Annotated in this window: 18 protein-coding genes; 13 read left to right on the top strand and 5 right to left on the bottom strand. The window is 58.4% G+C overall.

Annotated elements, in window-relative coordinates; genetic code table 11:
* Position 1 precedes the first annotated feature (1 nt).
* The 11 genes from ACSQ87_RS17180 to ACSQ87_RS17130 all read left to right on the top strand — a co-directional run bounded on the left by ACSQ87_RS17180 (position 2) and on the right by ACSQ87_RS17130 (position 9,426).
* Positions 2-865 carry a branched-chain amino acid ABC transporter permease gene (locus ACSQ87_RS17180; RefSeq protein ID WP_436273895.1) on the top strand — a complete coding sequence of 288 codons (864 nt, stop codon included), beginning with the start codon at positions 2-4 and terminating at the stop codon, positions 863-865.
* Entirely contained in the window at positions 865-1,899 is a 1,035-nt protein-coding gene (locus ACSQ87_RS17175) for a branched-chain amino acid ABC transporter permease (RefSeq protein WP_223430427.1), read from the top strand. Before ACSQ87_RS17180 ends, ACSQ87_RS17175 begins: the two co-directional genes overlap by 1 nt.
* A gap of 87 nt (positions 1,900-1,986) precedes the next feature.
* Positions 1,987-2,916, top strand: coding sequence for a LysR family transcriptional regulator (locus ACSQ87_RS17170; protein ID WP_140678827.1), 930 nt, complete (start codon positions 1,987-1,989; stop codon positions 2,914-2,916).
* Between the two features lie 128 nt (positions 2,917-3,044).
* Positions 3,045-3,539, top strand: coding sequence for a hydroxyquinol 1,2-dioxygenase (locus ACSQ87_RS17165; protein WP_223430428.1), 495 nt, complete (start codon positions 3,045-3,047; stop codon positions 3,537-3,539).
* A 44-nt stretch (positions 3,540-3,583) separates the two neighbouring features.
* The gene (locus ACSQ87_RS17160; RefSeq protein WP_223430429.1) at positions 3,584-4,603 is read left to right on the top strand and encodes a hydroxyquinol 1,2-dioxygenase; all 1,020 of its coding nucleotides are present in this window, start codon (positions 3,584-3,586) and stop codon (positions 4,601-4,603) included.
* A 104-nt stretch (positions 4,604-4,707) separates the two neighbouring features.
* A complete protein-coding gene (locus ACSQ87_RS17155) occupies positions 4,708-6,171 on the top strand; it encodes an aldehyde dehydrogenase family protein (protein ID WP_223430430.1) in 1,464 nt (487 codons plus the stop codon).
* An 8-nt stretch (positions 6,172-6,179) separates the two neighbouring features.
* Positions 6,180-7,247, top strand: coding sequence for a maleylacetate reductase (locus tag ACSQ87_RS17150; protein WP_223430431.1), 1,068 nt, complete (start codon positions 6,180-6,182; stop codon positions 7,245-7,247).
* Between the two features lie 37 nt (positions 7,248-7,284).
* Positions 7,285-8,157, top strand: a complete 873-nt coding sequence (locus tag ACSQ87_RS17145) for a dioxygenase (RefSeq protein WP_223430432.1) — start codon at positions 7,285-7,287, stop codon at positions 8,155-8,157.
* 3 nt (positions 8,158-8,160) lie between these two features.
* Positions 8,161-8,472 (top strand): YciI family protein, encoded by a 312-nt coding sequence (locus ACSQ87_RS17140; RefSeq protein ID WP_223430433.1) that lies wholly within the window; start codon positions 8,161-8,163, stop codon positions 8,470-8,472.
* 2 nt (positions 8,473-8,474) lie between these two features.
* Complete coding sequence (locus ACSQ87_RS17135) at positions 8,475-8,810, top strand: Rieske (2Fe-2S) protein (RefSeq protein WP_223430434.1); 336 nt, start codon at positions 8,475-8,477, stop codon at positions 8,808-8,810.
* A gap of 160 nt (positions 8,811-8,970) precedes the next feature.
* Positions 8,971-9,426: a hypothetical protein gene (locus tag ACSQ87_RS17130; protein ID WP_436273894.1), complete on the top strand. Its 456-nt coding sequence runs from the start codon at positions 8,971-8,973 to the stop codon at positions 9,424-9,426.
* Here ACSQ87_RS17130 and ACSQ87_RS17125 read toward each other — a convergent pair.
* The 3 genes from ACSQ87_RS17125 to ACSQ87_RS17115 are packed head-to-tail and all read right to left on the bottom strand — an operon-like array spanning position 9,411 to position 13,130.
* A complete protein-coding gene (locus tag ACSQ87_RS17125) occupies positions 9,411-10,436 on the bottom strand; it encodes a DUF2955 domain-containing protein (protein WP_436275099.1) in 1,026 nt (341 codons plus the stop codon). The genes ACSQ87_RS17130 and ACSQ87_RS17125 overlap by 16 nt on opposite strands.
* Positions 10,437-10,440: 4 nt before the next feature.
* A complete protein-coding gene (locus ACSQ87_RS17120; protein ID WP_436273893.1) occupies positions 10,441-11,580 on the bottom strand; it encodes an HlyD family secretion protein in 1,140 nt (379 codons plus the stop codon).
* On the bottom strand, positions 11,577-13,130 hold the full coding sequence (locus tag ACSQ87_RS17115) for an efflux transporter outer membrane subunit (protein WP_436273892.1): 1,554 nt from the start codon (positions 13,128-13,130) through the stop codon (positions 11,577-11,579). The genes ACSQ87_RS17120 and ACSQ87_RS17115 overlap by 4 nt, the downstream gene beginning before the upstream one ends.
* A gap of 118 nt (positions 13,131-13,248) precedes the next feature.
* Between ACSQ87_RS17115 and ACSQ87_RS17110 the strand changes: the two genes are divergently transcribed.
* Positions 13,249-13,773 carry a transporter suffix domain-containing protein gene (locus ACSQ87_RS17110; protein ID WP_223430963.1) on the top strand — a complete coding sequence of 175 codons (525 nt, stop codon included), beginning with the start codon at positions 13,249-13,251 and terminating at the stop codon, positions 13,771-13,773.
* A 169-nt stretch (positions 13,774-13,942) separates the two neighbouring features.
* A complete protein-coding gene (locus tag ACSQ87_RS17105; protein ID WP_436273891.1) occupies positions 13,943-14,467 on the top strand; it encodes a cupin domain-containing protein in 525 nt (174 codons plus the stop codon).
* A 454-nt stretch (positions 14,468-14,921) separates the two neighbouring features.
* On the opposite strand, the gene ACSQ87_RS17100 is transcribed toward ACSQ87_RS17105, so the two are convergent.
* Together ACSQ87_RS17100 and ACSQ87_RS17095 are read right to left on the bottom strand one after the other, a co-directional pair.
* Positions 14,922-15,497, bottom strand: coding sequence for a hypothetical protein (locus ACSQ87_RS17100; RefSeq protein WP_436273890.1), 576 nt, complete (start codon positions 15,495-15,497; stop codon positions 14,922-14,924).
* 137 nt (positions 15,498-15,634) lie between these two features.
* Positions 15,635-16,465: an inositol monophosphatase family protein gene (locus ACSQ87_RS17095; RefSeq protein ID WP_436273889.1), complete on the bottom strand. Its 831-nt coding sequence runs from the start codon at positions 16,463-16,465 to the stop codon at positions 15,635-15,637.
* Positions 16,466-16,543: the final 78 nt, after the last annotated feature.

The following is a 16,543-nucleotide window of genomic DNA, read 5'->3' as shown; positions in this document are numbered from 1 at the left end:
TATGGAATGGCTCAATACTTTGCTTCAGGGCATGTTGCTGGGTGGCCTCTACGCGATGTTCGCGGTGGGGCTGTCGCTGATGTTCGGCATCATGCGCCTGGTCAATATCGCCCATGGCGACTTCATCGTACTGGCGTCGTACCTGGCGCTGCTGGTGGTCAATCATCTGGGGTTCAGCCCGTTGGCGAGCTTGCTGGTGGTGGTGCCGCTGATGTTCTGTTTCGGCTACCTGCTGCAACGGTTGTTGCTCAACCGAACGCTTGGCCAGGACATCCTGCCGCCGCTGCTGGTGACCTTTGGTTTGTCGATCATCGTGCAGAACGTGCTGTTGGAGTTTTTCAGCGCAGACAGTCAAAAGCTGTCTCAGGGTGATCTTGAAGTCGCCAGTGTCGGCTTCGGCAGTTTGAGCGTGGGCGTCATGCCGCTGATTGTGTTTTGCAGTGCGTTGCTGATCATCGGTGGTTTGCAATTACTGTTCTACAAAACCGCTCTGGGCCGGGCATTTCGCGCCACCTCCGATGATCAGCACACCGCGCGGCTGATGGGCGTCAACAACGCGCATATCTTTGGTCTGGCCATGGCGCTGGCGATGGCTGTGGTGTCGATTGCCGGGGTGTTTCTGGCGATTCGCACCAGCTTCGATCCCACGGTGGGGCCGGCGCGCCTGTTGTACGGTTTCGAAGCGGTGATCATCGGCGGGTTGGGCAGCCTGTGGGGCACCCTGGCCGGCGGGGTGATTCTCGGCGTCGCCCAGGCGCTGGGCGCAAAAATCGATCCTGGCTGGCAAATCCTCGCCGGTCATCTTGTGTTTCTGCTGATTCTGGTCGTGCGCCCGCGTGGCCTGTTCCCCCGGAGTGTCGACTGATGAATGCCTTGAACAATCCCGCGCTCAGCTATCGCGTACAACGCACGACCACCAGCAGCATGGTTGGGCTGTCATTGCTGGGTGTCTGTGTGTTGGTGTTGATCAGTGCGCCATTCTGGGCCGATCGCTCAAGTTTGCGGCTTGTGGTGGAGTTCGCCTATTACCTGGCGCTGGCGCAAATGTGGAACCTGCTGGCGGGTTACGCGGGCATGGTTTCGGTCGGGCAGCAGGCGTTCGTCGGTCTGGGTGGGTATCTGCTGTTCATGTTGGCCACCCGGTTCGGTATTCCGCCGTTGTTCGCGGTCCTGCTCTCGGGCGTTTTGGTCGCGCTGTTGGCGATTCCCACAGCCTTGATTGTGTTTCGGCTGCGCGGTGCCTACTTCGCCATTGGCACCTGGGTGGTGGCAGAAGTCTTTCGCTTGGGCCTGGCGCAGATGAGTAGCCTCGGCGGCGGTTCCGGGCAAAGCCTGCCGGCGGCGATTGTGCGGCAGATCGGCAATGACCGGGACGAGCGCGAGATGCTGATCTACTTCACCGCGCTGGCCATCGCCATTGCCGCCGTGGCGGTGGTGTTTTTTGTGCTGCGTTCCCGACAGGGCCTGGCGCTGGCGTCGATTCGTGATTCCGAGCCGGCGTCCGGCAGCCTGGGGGTCAACACCTTCCGTACCAAGTTGATGGTGTACGTGCTGGCCGCCGGTTGCACGGGCGTGGTCGGGGCGTTGATCTTCCTGCAAAAACTGCGAATTTCACCGGACGCAGCGTTCAACCTGCAGGACTGGACGGCGGTGGTGATCTTCATCGTCATCATCGGCGGCATCGGCACACTGGAGGGGCCATTGATCGGCACGCTGATTTACTTTGTGTTGCGGGGTTGTCTGGCGCAATACGGCGCCGTGTACATGATCATCCTCGGCGTGGTCGCGGTGGTGATGATGCTCAAGGCACCGCAAGGGGTGTGGGGGCTGATCAGTGAACGCCTGGGCTGGCAGGTTTTCCCCATGCAGCGACGTTTGTCTGTTCAGAACCACAAATAGCGCGTTGCCAGGGATGTGGAGTGCGGGGTGCCGACAGGCTAACCTCGCTGTTCCTATAAGAACAAAAACATCCAGAGAGCCTGCCCCATGGATCGTTTACTCAGTGTCGAAGCCTTTGTGCGTGTTGCCGAAACCGGCAACTTCGCCAAGGCGGCCCAGCAATTGGGCGTGACCCGGTCGGTGATCACTCACCGTATTCAACAGCTGGAACAGTTCATCAATGCGCCGTTGTTCCACCGCAGTACGCGGCATGTCCGGCTCTCCGAAGTGGGCGAGACCTACTACAAGGAATGCGCGGACATGGTCGCGAGTTTCAACTCGCTGACCGAACACATGCGCGAGTTGCGCGCCAAACCCACCGGCAAATTGCGCGTGCAAATGCTGCCGGGCTTTGCCATCGGCCACTTCGGCAGAATGCTCGCCGAGTTCACGCGGTTGTACCCGGACATTGAGGTCGACGTCATCGTCAATGACCGGGTGGTGGACCCGATCGAAGAGGGTTTCGATGTGGCGTTCCAGATGTTCCCACCGATGGCGGAAACCCTGATCGAACGCAAGTTGTTCAGCGTTCGCCGGTTGTTCTGCATGTCACCCGATTATGCCGCCGAGTTCGGTGTGCCCAAGCATCCGCAGGAACTGCTGCAACACAAAATTGCTTTGTACGAAGGCTATCCGTCACGCAACCGCTGGATCTTCACCGGCGAGCACGAGCAGGTGGAGCTGAGCCTGCCGGGGCAGGTACGTTCGAATTCGGTTCATTTGCTGCGCGACTACGCGTCGACCGGGGTCTGCATTGTTTGTTTGCCAACGTTGGTGGCCAGCGATGACCTGCTCAGCGGTCGACTGATTCCGGTGCTGCCGGAGTACGCATTGTCATCCTTCAATTTCTCCGCGGTGTACCCCGCAACCCAGCGCCGGGCCTTGAAAGTGCGCACGCTGATCGATTTCCTGGTGGAAAACTTCGGTGACGAACCGTGCTGGGACAAACCCTTGCTGGAGCGTGGCTGGGTACGCTGAACGGAACGGTTGCGCTATCAGTGTTTGCGTTTCGCGAACACTGTTGTCGCCCGCTCACTAATTGTCCCCAGAGGAGGGGGGACGTACTGTTGGATCACTGTTACTACAACAACAAAACGGTGAAAACCATGAGTAGCGCGGCAATCGAAACGGTCTTTGGCTCGCTGGATAACTACAGCAAAGGGGCGGTTGAAATCATCAGCGGCCAGGCCAGTCATTACGCTTTTTCGAATATTTTCGAAGTGGCGGACAACTCCCTTCCTTATGAAAAAGTCGTCGTCGGTCTCAATCTTGGCTACGTCATTGAAACCCTGCGCGCCGAAGGACAGTCGCCTTGGTACACAGCGGCGCACGACGAGTTCGCCATCGTCATGGACGGTGAAGTCCGCGTGGACTTCCTCAAGCTCGATGCACCTTTGAAAGACGGCGAGGGCACTCAGCTGGCCGGTGAAGTCCCGGCGGGCAAACCGATGGGTTACGTGCTGCTCAAACGCGGTCACCAGTGCCTGTTGCCGACCGGCACCGCGTATCGCTTCGAAGCCAGCCGTCCCGGCGTGATCCTGCAGCAGACCATCAAGGGGCCGTTATCGGTCGAGAAGTGGGCCGACATCTGCTTCAAGTGATCACCGCCTTCCCATCTAATAAAAGCAACAAGAGGAACCCCGTCATGGCCATGCTTGAAAACGCTGCCGATAACACACCCTTTGCCGACGACGAAGTCCAGGCCAGCGCTCCCCATGCCGTCACCGGCTATCGCGCCTTCAACCTCGGCGCCTTCGAACTGTCGCGCGACGAGTATTTTGCCCGCATCACCTGGCCCGCCAAAGGTCAGACCCGTTCGCACCTGATTCCGGTCGATGCCTTTCTGCGCGCCATGATGCGCGACGTGGCCTGGGGTTTTTTCTACGGCTGGGTCAACTTCGACCACGTCATCGGCACCCGCAATTACTACGGCAAAGTCGACCTGTACGCCGGCACCTTCAATGGCACGCTCAAGGCCGCAGGCGTCAACTACACCGAAAACTTTGAAACACCGCTGATCATGGCGACCTTCAAGGCCATCCTGCGGGACTGGACCAATGCCACCTTCGACCCCTTCGCAGCACCGGAAGAAACCGGTTCGGCGTTCGGTCGCAAGAACGGCAACAACATCGAGGCCATCGAACGCTTCCGCATCGCCACCAAGCGCATGCCGGGCCTGAAAGATGACTCGCCGCTGCGTAACGATTTGCCGGTCAATCGCCAGTTCATCGACGTTCCTCAGGATGAACCGGAAGTACACGCCGCCGAAGGCTTCGAAGCTGAGTTACATGCCTTCAGCCTGTTCAAGTACCTGTCGCGCTCCGACGTGACCTGGAACCCATCGGTGACTTCGGTGTGCAAGGCCAGCCTGTTCTGCCCGACCACTGAAGAATTCATCTTGCCGGTGTTCCATGGCAATGACCGGGTCGAGTGGTTCTTGCAGTTGTCCGATGAAATCCTCTGGGACGTCGGTGACAAGGACGACGGCAATCCGCGAGCGCGCATCACCATGCGTGCCGGCGACATCTGCGCCATGCCGGCGGACATTCGTCATCAGGGCTACTCGACCAAGCGCTCGATGCTGCTGGTGTGGGAAAACGCCACGCCGAACCTGCCGCAGCGTTACGAAAGCGGTGAACTCAAGCCGTATCCGATCGAGTTCTAAGACCTTTGTCTTGCTCGGCATCACGCCGGGCTAATCAGCAAGGCATGCTCTCAAGAATCAAGTCGTCAGACACTGCGCCATCGGCGCGGTGCGAGGAAAATATTATGCAAAATCAGCTCTATATCGATGGCCGTTTCGTGAATGCGGTCGCTGGCGGCACCATTGATGTCGTCTCGCCCCATGACGGCTCGTTGATCACCCGCGTCGCCGCGGCAGAAGCCGCTGACATCGACCTCGCTGTCGCCGCAGCCAAACGGGCGTTTCCAGTCTGGTCTGCCCTGGGTGCCGCCGAACGTGGGCGCTTGTTGCTCAAACTGGCGGACAAGATCGAAGAAAGCGGCGAAGAACTGGCGCAGCTCGAATCCCTCAACACTGGGCACCCGATTCGTGACTCCCGCGGCCTCGATGTTCCACGCACGGCGGCCTGTTTCCGCTATTTCGGCGGCATGGCCGACAAAATCGAAGGTGCGGTGATTCCGGTCGAAGCCGGGTTTCTCAATTACGTGCAGCGCAAGCCAATCGGTGTGGTTGGGCAGATCGTGCCCTGGAACTTCCCGCTGATGTTCACCAGTTGGAAAATGGGCCCGGCACTGGCCGCCGGAAATACGATCGTTATCAAACCCTCGGAAATTACGCCGCTGACGACCTTGCGGATTGTCGAACTGATGACCGAAGTCGGCTTCCCGAAGGGCGTGGTCAACGTCGTGCCGGGTTATGGGCATACCGCCGGTCAACGCCTGGCCGAACACCCGGACGTGGGCAAGATTGCCTTTACCGGTTCGACGGCCACCGGTCGCCGGATCGTTGAAGCGTCGAAAGGCAACCTCAAGCGTATTCAACTGGAGCTAGGCGGGAAGGGCGCCAACATCGTGTTCGAAGACGCCAACCTGGACGCGGCCGTCAACGGCGCTGCCTGGGCGATCTTTCACAACCAGGGCCAGGCCTGCATCGCCGGTTCGCGTTTGATTCTGCATAAAGACATAGCTGACCAGTTCCTTGAGCGTTTCATCGCGCTGGCCAAATCCATCCGCCTTGGCGACCCGATGAACCCGGAGACCGAAATGGGCCCGCTGACGTCGGCGCTGCACCGCGACCGCGTGCTGGCCTATATCGATATCGCGATAGAGCAGGGTGGCAAAATCCTCTGTGGCGGCAAGGCCCCGGATGACCAGGCATTGGCCCAAGGCTTTTATGTCGAGCCGACCATTGTCGAGGCTTCGCCAGAAGATCGCGTTTGCCAGGAAGAGGTCTTCGGTCCATTCGTCACCGTGGTGCGTTTCAGCACCGATGAAGAAGCCCTGGCCATTGCCAACAGCACTGAATACGGACTGGGCAGCGGCCTGTGGACACAGAACCTGAGCCGCGCGCACAAAATGGCCGATGCCATTCATGCCGGTATGTGCTGGGTCAACTGCTACAAACGCGTGAGCCCTGGCAGCCCGTTTGGTGGCGTTGGACAGTCGGGCTACGGCCGTGAAATGGGCTTTGAAGCGATCCATGATTACACCGAGGCACGCTCGGTCTGGGTCAACGTCGACGCCAACATCGCTGCGCACTTCAAACGTTGAGGCCTGCCATGAATCCTTTTGTGTACCAAAGCCTGCCGACCCGTGTGGTGTTCGGCTGGGGCAAGCTCTCGGCGCTGGCTGAAGAGATCGAGCGCCTGGGCGCCAGGCGCGCGCTGATCCTCACCACGCCTGAACAGCATGGGCTCGGCGAACAGGTCGCGGCGTTGCTCGGTGATCGCGCTGCGGGCGTCTATCCCAAGGCAGTGATGCATGTGCCGTTGGAAGTAGCGCAAGCGGCGCGTGTCGAAGCGGCGCGTCTGGATGCCGATTGCTGCGTCGCCATTGGCGGTGGTTCCACCATTGGCCTGGGCAAGGCGATTGCCATGGATTCGGGGCTGCCGATCGTGGCGATTCCGACGACGTACGCCGGCTCAGAGATGACGCCGATCTACGGGCTGACCGAAAACCGCCTGAAGAAAACCGGACGTGATCCAAGGGTTTTGCCCAAGACTGTGATCTACGATCCGCAATTGACCCTGACCTTGCCGGCGCAGATTTCCGCCTGTTCGGGGATGAACGCCATGGCCCATGCGGTTGAAGCGTTGTACGCCCAGGACGCCAATCCGATCATCGGTTTCATGGCTGAAGAGTCGATTCGCTCGCTGGCACTGGCCCTGCCGGGCGTGGTCAATGACCCCAACGACCCGCAAGCACGCAGCCAGGCTTTGTATGGCGCGTGGCTGGCAGGCATTTGCCTGGGTTCGGTCGGCATGGCCTTACACCACAAGCTCTGCCACACCTTGGGCGGGACGTTCAATTTGCCTCACGCCCAGGCACACGCGATAGTTTTGCCACACGCGGCGCATTACAACCGTGAAGCGGCCGCAGGACCTTTACAGCGTGCCGCCCGCGCCTTGGGCGGCAGCGAAGCGGGGGAGGTGGGCGCCTTGTTGTACGCGCTCAACCAGAAGCTGGGTATTCCATTGGCGCTGGCTGACATTGGCCTGCCTGAAAACGGGCCGGCCGACGCCGCGCAAATCGCCTGCGCAAGTCCTTATTACAACCCACGGCCGTTTGAACAAGGTCCGATCGAAGCGCTGTTGACCCGTGCCATGAATGGTCTGGCGCCAGCCTGATTGACCCGTGCAGACAACCCACGTCGGAATAAAAACAATGACCGATCAAGACAAAGCCATAGAAACCCTGATCTCCGAGCAGGCGGTCAGCAGTTTTGGCGATGCGCCCAATGCGCGTTACAAACAGATCATGCAGAGCCTGGTTCGCCACCTGCACGCATTCGTCAGCGACGTCGAACTGACCGAGCAAGAGTGGTTTGAAGGCATCCGCTTTCTGACCGAGACCGGCCACAAGTGCGATGGTCAGTTGCGCCAGGAATTCATCCTGCTGTCAGACACCCTGGGTGTGTCGATGCTGGTCGATGCGATTAACCATCGGCACAGTGCAAACGCCACCGAGACCACCGTGTTCGGACCGTTCTACATCGAAGGCATGCCAGAGCGGGACTTCGGTGAAAACATGTCCTTCACCGCAGGCGAGACGGCGCTGGTGCGCGGTCGTGTGGTCGATACTCGGGGCAATCCCCTGGCCGGCGCAGTGCTCGACGTCTGGCAGACTGCCGAAAATGGCATGTATTCAGGTCAAGATACCGAACAGCCTTTCGGCAACTTGCGCGGTCGCTATCGCACCGATGCCGATGGCTATTTTGCGATTCGCACGATTGTCCCGGTGTGCTATCCGATCCCCACCGATGGCCCGGTCGGGCGCATGCTCAACGCCGCCAACCGTCACCCGTGGCGGCCTGCGCACCTGCATTTCATGATCGATGTGCCTGGCTATCGCAAACTGGTCACCCACCTGTTCAATCACGATGATCCGTACCTGACATCCGATGCGGTGTTCGGCGTCAAACAGTCATTGCAGGTGATCTATGAAGACCGGATCACCCACGATGATCTGTCCGCCGACCTGGGTATCGACTTGCCGTTCAAGCGCGCCTGTTACGAATTCGTCATGGAAACCGAGTGAACCATGGGACAGTTTTTTGCAGTATTCGCTACAGACCACCCGGATTCCCTGGCCTTGCGTCAGCGCTTGCGGCCGAGTCATCAGGCGCACTTGCGAGCGACTGAAACTCATCGAGTGGTCGTCCGGTTCGGCGGCCCGACCCTCGATGAGACGGGTACGGCCATGAATGGCACGTTGCTGGTCATCGAGGCGGGCAGTCTGCCGGAGGTGGAAGCGTTCATCCAGGACGATCCGTATGTTCAGGCAGGACTGTTCGCCAGTGTTCAGATTCGCCCCTGGTACTGGAGCCTTGGCAACCCGGAATTGCGCGGCTGATCATGACCATCATTACGTTATGCCAACTGGATGACATCATTGATGGCGGCGCCCTGGGTCTGCCCGAACACCAGCAATTGCATCCCGGCGGGCTGGTGGCGGTGCGGCAAGGCGAGCAGGTGTGGGTTTACATCAACCGTTGCCCGCATTTCTCGGTGCCTCTGGACTATCGCCCGCAAGAATTCTGCACCTATCGCGGCAAAATCCTGATGTGCGCTCATCACAGCGCGATGTTTCGTTTCGAAGACGGGCATTGCATCGACGGTCCCTGCAAGGGCGCGCAGTTGGAGCCCGTGCCGGTGCGATGGGTCGAAGACCGGTTGGTCATGGAGGTCTAGCGCCACGCGGTTCACGAATGGAGAAGGGGGGCGGGTGAGAAGGGGTGATCTACAATCTTTTATGCTGAACCACGCTCAGGATCACGAGGTGTGACGTATTGAGCGGTCTGTCTACCGACCCAGTGTGCTTGCAGAGTGCCGGGCCCTGTCGGAGGTCATCATGAAAAGGTTGTCATCCATTAGCCTGTGCATCGCACTGTCGGTTTCCTGGACCCTGGGGTGGGCGGAAACGGTCGTGCCGATGAAAGGGCAGAGTTCGCAACAAACCCAAACGGACATCACCGAATGCCACAACATCGCGGCCGGTCAGAGCGCCTCGGCGGCACCGCCTCCTAGCGGCGGAAGGCTGAAGGGCGCCGCGGCGGGCGCTGCCGCAGGGGCTGCGGGGGCGCAGGTGCGGGGACGTCAGCATGACGAGTTTTATGATCAGGTCGATGATGACCGCAAGCAGGACTATCGCCAGGATCGCGCCAAAGAAACCGCCGTGGCAGGAGCTGTCGTCGGAGGCTCGCGTCAGCGTCAGGAACGCCGGGCGCAAGATAAAACCAGTGCTGCGACCAGTTCTACCGCCTATACCAGTTGCCTCCAGGGTAAGGGGTATCAGGTTAATCCTTGAGCACTTTCCTGCCGTTGATCGAGCAGATGGACCATCAGGCAGGCATACAGCGTCACGAGGATGAACAAGCCCATACGGATGGCGAACGCTGTGTAAACGTCCTTGCCTGCTGCGCTGTCCTGTACCGACTGCCCCAACAGGATGATCAGCGTGATCAGGGTATTGAGCCAGAACCCCGGGGTAAACCGCGTCGGGCTCAGGGCATACAACTTGCGCGCCATCACCAGGCCGAACAGCAGCATCCACAGAAAGAACATCCACAGATGCACGAACAGGCTGAGGGCGCTCCAGAACAGGATCGCCAACAGACCTGCGAGTAACGTCGAGCCGAGCAGCTCGCGACCGGCGATACGGGCGTTCGTCGTGGAGCTTTGCTGACCCAGGCCGACGGCCTTCAGGATGATCGGCAGATAACCGGCCGGGTCGATCAGCGCCAGCAGGAATGCCGGCAGCACAATCAGGGTGGCGCGCAGCGCAATCCGACTGACTTCTTCTGCCGGCAGGGGTGGTGCAGCTGGCGGGGAAGGGGCATTGGGTGGGTCCGGGAATAAGCCATGACTGAGCGCCACGACGACAACGGCCAGCAGTAAACCCTTGACCAGTGCGCCGATGACCATCGCCGCCAGATCGTATTCGGCGATACCGGCCGAGGAAATCATGGTCAGGCCAATCACCAGGAAGGTCATGATCAAGGCGTTGCCGCCGCGCAGGCCAAAGCGGAACGCCAGGAACAGACCGACACTGATCAATAGCACGCCGCTGACGGGGTAATAACGCAGGACCGGGATCAATAGCAGGCCGATGCCGGTGGTCAACATGGCGGCCAGTGCGAGAACCAGTCCGGCCTTGAACGGCAGCGGGCGATTGACCGAGGCCAGCAACAGAAGGCAAAGCACCGGTGCCATAAAGGGAATCGGCAAGCCCAGGCCGAAGCTGGCGGTGAGGCTCAACGCCGTGCCGGTGGCCAGGCGCAGTGCGCGCTGATCCCGCGGCGTGCGCCGAGTCGACATACCCTTAATAGGCATAGCTCAGCCAGCTCATGAACCCCACAAACACGTGGCCGAGTGGGTTCAGCGGATTGCCCTCGGTGGGGAAGGCCATGACTTCGGCCTGCCCTCCGGCACGGATGGCGCGACCGTCACGCAGTATGTCCATTGAGTCTTTGGAAAACTCGATAATCACCGGGAAGCGCTGGGCCGGACGCAACCAATCGCGGCTGTTCTGCACGCTGGGCAAGGTTCCCGGCGGGGCTGTTTGCCCCACGCTGACGCCGTAACCGACACTGCGCACGCGCCCCTCGAAGACCTCGCCCGGCAGAGCATCCAGAACAATCGAAACCGGCGTATCGAGCTTCACCAGGCCGAGGTTGTTCTCGGTCATGTCCGCACTGATCCACACATCATGAATGGCGATCAGGGTCATGACCGGGCTGCCGGCCGCGGCGAATTGCCCAGCGTCAGTGCGCAGATCCGTAATCAGTCCGGCCGAGCGAGCGCGAATCTGCGTGTTGGACAGATCCAGTTCGGCTTTGGACAACGCCGTGGCGGCACTGCGCAGCAAGGCGTTGTCTTCCTCGCTGCCACCTTCCTGCTCACGCGCGCGCTGCACTTCGGCGCGGGCAGCGGCGACCTGGCTGACCGCTTGTTCGCGGTTGGCGCGCGACACTTCGAGCAGGCGTACGGAAATGGTGCCTGGGTCTTCGCGATACAAACCCTCAAGACGCTGATTGTCCTGGCGCGCCTTGAGTTCATTGGCCTGGGCGGCGCGCAGGTTGGCTTGCGCCGAGGCGATACCGGCGGTACTCGCACCGATCTGTCGGCGGGTCGATTCAAGGTCAGCACGCGCACGGTCGACGGCAATCTGGTACGGCTGAGGGTCCACCTCGAACAGAACTTCGCCGGCTTTCACGTCCTGGTTGTTGCGCACGTTCACCCGGATCACGCGGCCCGCCACTTCCGAGGCAACCGGAATCACAAAGGCCCCCACCCGGGCCTGTTGTGTATAGGGTGTGAAACGATCGGCCAACAGGTACCAGGTCAGACTCAGGAGGATCAGCAGTAGCACCCACTTGATGCCTTTTTTCGCCGGGTCGGCAGCCGGCGCTGGCGCCTGGGTGACAGGTGTCTCGGGCGTGGGCTTGGCGGCTTCACTCATTGGTCTTTTACCTTGTAAGACATTGGAATGGCGGGCTGTGCAGTGGCGGGCTCTTCCAGCAGATCGCCCCAGTCGGTACGTTTTTCCATTTGCTGGCGGGTGGCTGGATCAACTTTCGGCTGGGCGCTGTACCAGCCACCGCCCACGGCTTTGTACAAGGCAATGACATTACTCACGGCATTGCTGCGCGCGACCAGATAATTGTCCTGCTGCTCGAGCAAGGCACGCTGCGCATCCAGCACCCGCTGGAAGTCCGAATAACCTTCGCGATACTGCGCGCTGGCCAACACCAGCGAACGCTTGGCGGCTACTTCGGCCTCACCCAGAATGCGTTCGCGCTCCAGGGATTTGATCAGGCCATAGGCTGCATCGTCCGCCTCGCGCGCCGCCTGGCGAACCTTGTCGCGGTAAGCCTCGATCAGTTGCTGCAACCGCGCATCCTGCACGCGCACGTTGTTGCTGATCTGGCCGTGATCGAACAGATTCCAACGCAGACTGGGGCCGCCGATCAAATCCAGATTCCGAGGCGTGCCACTGAGCGTGTCGGTGGACCAGACGATGCTGCCCAGCAAGGTCAGCGACGGATAGAAATCGCTCTCGGCCACACCGATCAGCGCTGACTGGGCGGCGACATTAAGCTCGGCGGCGCGCACGTCGGGCCGACGCAGGAGCAGGTTGGCCGGTACATCTTGCAACACGGCACGGTCGACCAGCGGGATCAATCCCACATTCTCGACCAGTTGCGGCAGCACGCCGGGCGGCTGACCAATCAATACCGCCAACGCATTGCGCGTGCGCTGGCGCTGATCTTCGAAGTTGGGGATGGTGCTCAACGTACCCAGGTACTGGGTCCTGGCTTGTTGCAGGTCGAGCTCGGCGGTTTGGCCGCTATTAAAGAGTTTCTCGGTGATCTCGAAGTTGCGCTTTTGCTGTTTGGCGTTTTCCCGGGCGACGCGTAAACGGGCCTCGGTGGTACGCAGCGAGAAATAGGTATCGGCCACTTGCGCGCGCAGCAGGACGAGCACGTCTTCATAGTTGGCCTGGGCGGCGAAGTAGCTGGCATCGGATGACTCGATGGCGCGACTGAAGCGGCCCCAGAAGTCCAACTCCCAACCCACATCGAACCCCACGCTGTGTTGCCAGAAGTGGCTGTCTTGCGGGTTGGTCCCGCCGGATTGCCTGCGGTTGAAGTAAAGACTGTCGGCACTGGCTTGCTGCACTTGAGGGTAAAGACCGCTCTGAGCAATGCCAAGCTGGGCGCGGGCTTCCATGACGCGCAGGCCGGCGATTTTGAGGCTGGAGTTGCGTGCATCCGACTCGGCAATCAAATGATTGAGGACCGGATCGGCGAAGATTTTCCACCATTGACGCAGATCCGGGTTCAGTCCGCGCTGGCTGGATTGCTCAAGGGCAGGGGTGCTCCAGTGTTTGACCCATTCTTCGCCGGGCGGCTGGAAGTCCGGCCCAAGCCGTACGCAGCCACTGAGGCCGAATACGCCAAGCAGCACGAACCGGCCAGGCCAATTCAGCAGGGTTGTACCTGGATGCATTACGCATTTCCCGACCAACAAAGATCACTGGAGCATAGCCGTCCAAATGGGCACACGGCTGCTACGCTTTTTAAGCGCCATCAAATCTACTGTGATCTGTTAGAAAGGTACGACGATTATGAATAACACCCCAGGTGTTGTTGAACCCCATTCAGCCGGTTGGCGCTTTAAGTTGGGCATTGTCATTATCTGCTTGATGCTGGGTTCCTGGCTGTTGGTGCCACTCGCAGCGGCAGCCGATGTGCCGGGTTCAAAGATCGCTGCACTGACCGGCGTGCTGTTCATCAGCAACAAAATCCTGTTGATCATCGTTATTGCGGTGATGGGCAAAGCCGGATTCCAGCAGTTAAAGCGCAGCCTGTTCGGTTATGTGTCCTCACTTGCTCCTAGCACAGAAGTCGAAGTGGGCCCATGGCGTCACAGAGTTGGCATCGTTATGTTCTTTGTGCCACTGATTTCTTCCTTTCTTGAACCCTACGTCGACAGCATTTGGCCGGGGCTCAGACCCAACCTCTGGCAAGTTCAAGCACTGGGTGACGTCATGCTAATCGGCAGCTTTTTCGTATTGGGGGGGAATTTCTGGGAGAAAGTGCGCGCCTTGTTTATTCGCACCGCTCGTGTCGCAAACACAAGTGCGGCGTGAATAACAAAAGTGGGCGAGGGTGAGGTAGTGAGTACTCGTGTGCTCAAGCTCTAATGGCTAGCTCTACTAAAGAGCTATTTAGCATAGTTATTATTAATCATTCGCATATCTATAATAGACTAAGCGCATTAATTGCACGCTATTTCAAAGGCTGGAGGGCTCAATCAACATGACTACCAACACCTTTGATAGACACATTCCCAGCGCAGAGGCTGTGATCGCAGCACTGAACCTGGAACCCCACATGGAAGGCGGTTTCTACCGCAGAACCTTTCAAACCGATCACCACGCGATGGTTGAGACCGCTGGGGGCCGGCGCTACCTGATGACATCCATTTACTACTTGCTGACCAAGGATTCGCCGATAGGTCATTTTCATCGGAACCAATCGGACATCGTGCATTACTACCATGTCGGAGATGCGATTCAGTACAGCCTGATTTTTCCAGACGGCACATTAAAAACGGTTGTGATGGGCACCGATATAATCGCCGGACAATGTCTGCAGTTGCATGTGCCTGGCGGCGTCTGGAAAGCTTCGCAGCTTACAAATGGACTGGCAGGATACGGCCTGATCAGCGAAGCGGTTACACCTGGGTTTGATTTTGCAGATATGGAGCTGGGCAGTCAGCAAAAGCTTACCGAGCAATTTCCTGAACACGCGGAGCTGTTTGAGAAGCTGATGGGAGAATGAGGGCTGGGGTGAATTGATCGCCTCAAAATCTGCGTGCAACCGGGCTAATCTCGAAACACATTGTTACGTGTAATGTATATTATGTTAAATGATGTGTCAGGGCGGAACTTTTACAATATTCGAGACCAGCAGCACAGTACCCCGAAGTAATTCTCCGAAATCCGAGGTACTAATTATGCGAAACGGGGAATTTATTCCCCATTTCGGAAAATTACTTCGCTTCGGTCCTGAGCCAATCCGCAGCAGTGCACCGAACTAACTCTCGAAATTTTCAGCATGTAAAATTCAAAACTGGGATCGACGTTACCGTTTCTGAATTTCAGTTCCCACGTTTTCACCGTGCGATCCAGACAGCACGGCGAAGAGTTTACCGTCATAGAAATTTAGTTCTTGGGCTTCCGGCGACTGGATACCGCTGGACTACGTGACTTCCTATTGCGAGGCCCTCGCGGACCTAGCCATGCATGACACCGCTAGCTTCTTCGTGTGCAGCTGAAATCACGCGGCTTGGCTCGGTGGAAAGGAGGTCCTGTGGGCGCTTGCCTCCAAGCCATCCGTTGGGAGAGATAAACCAGAATGAAACTCCCCAACCATCTTTCATGGGACAGAGAACAGATAATACGTCTCTAAGGCCGGGAATCGGGCTGGCGCCGCCTTGCGATGGGAACGCGTAAACTGGAAAAAACCTGCAGCCATCGTGATCGATCGAGAAAATCCGGTGGTCCGCTTCCCACTCCTTGAGTGCGGGACTCATGAGCTCAACGTGAATACCCAGATGGTTAGCCAAGTCCTGAACTAGAAAGAAATCGCCGCACGTCAGAATATGAGCTCTGGCAAGGGCAACCATCTTCTCTTCTCTTTCTTCGATAGTCCGACGCTGCTCATCGCTTCCTGCAGGCGCCGCCCTTGGACGAGGACACACGTCTATTCCATGGTCCTTTTGTGGTTTACCTGCAGGAAGTGAGCTCTCGACCCGACTGAATGCCTCGATCGCGGTAGCTTTGACATCTTTATCGGGATCAATCGTCATGGGTTTGCCTTCTACGTACCTTCCAATTCTCCTGCTGCACGAAGCGCGCTGCTGGTGAGCTGCGGGCGAAGTGCCTGACACCTCAGACGTCAACATTGCTATGGCTTGATTATAAACGTCAAAGTGAATGATTGCGTTTAAGCCTGGCTCTCCTCCGCTGTGAAAATACGATTCCAATCTCGAGCCACCAATGTCCGACACGCGATCTCTGATCCCCCGAAGCAGCGTCTTGAGACCGTCTGCATGTTTGCTTCTGTTACATAGCAAATTGACTCACCATTTTCATTGAGCAAAATGCCACCCGCACCTCGCAACAACGCGTGTCCTGCAACGACGTCATGTGCAGAAACCGCGTACAGAGAAACTCCGCAGACGCCATCTCCTGCGGCGACTTTTGCAAGCCTATAGGCAATTGAGGGCATCGCAACAAAACTGCTGGGGGTGCAGAGCTCACGATTGATATCTGGCTTGATGATCGCGGCGGCACTCACCATCACGTAGGAGCTGCTCGACAACGCCAGTCCAGTAAGCTTTCTTGCTACTGGCTGTCCATTGCGTAACAAATCGGGTAGTCCCTCAGACCAGGCGATGCAATCAGGCGAGCCCTCAGCAGTGACTGGTGCGTAGACCACGCCCAATACCGGAATTTGCTTATGCAGAAGGCCTACAGAAATGGCAGACCCTTTGAGACCTTTGAGAAAATCACTCGTACCGTCGTTAGGATCGACGACCCAACACCAGGAATGTCCCGTGAGGCTATGTCCGGTTTCCTCGCCCCAGAAGTCACAAGAAAAAAGTCCTAGAAGTTGCTGGCGTAGAACACGTTCGATTTCTATGTCTACTATGGCCTTATCGCCCTTCCCTCGTGGTCCATTTACCCTCGCCCATTCCGCAATAAGTAGCTGCCCCGCGCGGATAACTACCTCGATAGTCTGAGTGAGTAGCATTGGAAGATCTGATTTGTGCATGGGGCTCTCAATATCGGAAGAAATACTGGGACGCTTGATGAGGGTTAGGCTGTCAGCTAGGCAATTCAGATTTGTCTA

It is taken from the genome of Pseudomonas sp. LjRoot277 (assembly GCF_964253845.1).
In the GTDB taxonomy this organism is placed as follows: domain Bacteria; phylum Pseudomonadota; class Gammaproteobacteria; order Pseudomonadales; family Pseudomonadaceae; genus Aquipseudomonas.
The sequence above is the reverse complement of the archived record's forward strand: the minus strand, read 5'-3'. Positions and strand labels throughout refer to the sequence as shown.

Coding starts and splice junctions, on each gene's coding strand:
- ACSQ87_RS17180 (WP_436273895.1), top strand. CDS start 2: ATGGAATGGCTCAATACTTTGCTTCAGGGCATGTTGCTGGGTGGCCTC.
- ACSQ87_RS17175 (WP_223430427.1), top strand. CDS start 865: ATGAATGCCTTGAACAATCCCGCGCTCAGCTATCGCGTACAACGCACG.
- ACSQ87_RS17170 (WP_140678827.1), top strand. CDS start 1,987: ATGGATCGTTTACTCAGTGTCGAAGCCTTTGTGCGTGTTGCCGAAACC.
- ACSQ87_RS17165 (WP_223430428.1), top strand. CDS start 3,045: ATGAGTAGCGCGGCAATCGAAACGGTCTTTGGCTCGCTGGATAACTAC.
- ACSQ87_RS17160 (WP_223430429.1), top strand. CDS start 3,584: ATGGCCATGCTTGAAAACGCTGCCGATAACACACCCTTTGCCGACGAC.
- ACSQ87_RS17155 (WP_223430430.1), top strand. CDS start 4,708: ATGCAAAATCAGCTCTATATCGATGGCCGTTTCGTGAATGCGGTCGCT.
- ACSQ87_RS17150 (WP_223430431.1), top strand. CDS start 6,180: ATGAATCCTTTTGTGTACCAAAGCCTGCCGACCCGTGTGGTGTTCGGC.
- ACSQ87_RS17145 (WP_223430432.1), top strand. CDS start 7,285: ATGACCGATCAAGACAAAGCCATAGAAACCCTGATCTCCGAGCAGGCG.
- ACSQ87_RS17140 (WP_223430433.1), top strand. CDS start 8,161: ATGGGACAGTTTTTTGCAGTATTCGCTACAGACCACCCGGATTCCCTG.
- ACSQ87_RS17135 (WP_223430434.1), top strand. CDS start 8,475: ATGACCATCATTACGTTATGCCAACTGGATGACATCATTGATGGCGGC.
- ACSQ87_RS17130 (WP_436273894.1), top strand. CDS start 8,971: ATGAAAAGGTTGTCATCCATTAGCCTGTGCATCGCACTGTCGGTTTCC.
- ACSQ87_RS17125 (WP_436275099.1), bottom strand. CDS start 10,436: ATGTCGACTCGGCGCACGCCGCGGGATCAGCGCGCACTGCGCCTGGCC.
- ACSQ87_RS17120 (WP_436273893.1), bottom strand. CDS start 11,580: ATGAGTGAAGCCGCCAAGCCCACGCCCGAGACACCTGTCACCCAGGCG.
- ACSQ87_RS17115 (WP_436273892.1), bottom strand. CDS start 13,130: ATGCATCCAGGTACAACCCTGCTGAATTGGCCTGGCCGGTTCGTGCTG.
- ACSQ87_RS17110 (WP_223430963.1), top strand. CDS start 13,249: ATGAATAACACCCCAGGTGTTGTTGAACCCCATTCAGCCGGTTGGCGC.
- ACSQ87_RS17105 (WP_436273891.1), top strand. CDS start 13,943: ATGACTACCAACACCTTTGATAGACACATTCCCAGCGCAGAGGCTGTG.
- ACSQ87_RS17100 (WP_436273890.1), bottom strand. CDS start 15,497: ATGACGATTGATCCCGATAAAGATGTCAAAGCTACCGCGATCGAGGCA.
- ACSQ87_RS17095 (WP_436273889.1), bottom strand. CDS start 16,465: ATGCACAAATCAGATCTTCCAATGCTACTCACTCAGACTATCGAGGTA.